Raw genomic sequence first — 532 nt, 5'->3', positions numbered from 1 at the left:
ATCGTGATGGAGACCTTGATCCACGGAGACAAGCAGGTCGTCATGAATGAAATGACCATCGACCAGATGACCGCGCGCGCCAGGCAGGAGCAGGCGGAATCGCCCGGCAGGGGCCCGCACTCCATCACCGGGCCCGTGTATGTGGAGGGTGCCCAGCCCGGAGACGTCCTGAAGATCGAAATCGGCAAGATCGTCCCTGCCTCTTACGCGCTGAACTTCAGCTATCCCGGATTCGCCGGAGCGTTCCCGAAGCAGTTCTCGCAGTGGCAGCTCAAGTATTTCCTCCTGGACAACGAGAAGCAGCGTGTGGAGTTCGCGCCGGGTATCGACATTCCTCTTCGTCCATTCCCGGGACTGCTCGCTGTCGCGCGCGCCGAGCCAGGTCACTACAGCACCGTCCCTCCGGGTCGATTCGGCGGCAATCTGGACATCAACGAGATGGTGTCCGGAACAACGCTGTACCTGCCGGTCTTCGTCGAAGGAGGCATGCTCTGGTCCGGCGACTCTCACGCCGCGCAGGGAAATGGCGAAG

Annotated in this window: 1 protein-coding gene; it reads left to right on the top strand. The window is 61.8% G+C overall.

What is annotated here, in order from left to right; all coding sequences use genetic code 11:
• Nucleotides 1-42: 42 nt before the first annotated feature.
• Nucleotides 43-532 (top strand): acetamidase/formamidase family protein (locus AC1DTN_RS39075; protein ID WP_477925610.1); only part of this gene is annotated, 490 nt, incomplete at its 3' end.

The sequence above is a fragment of the Rhizobium sp. 01T444 genome (genome assembly GCF_056398305.1).
This window is presented reverse-complemented; position numbering and strand designations above follow the sequence as displayed.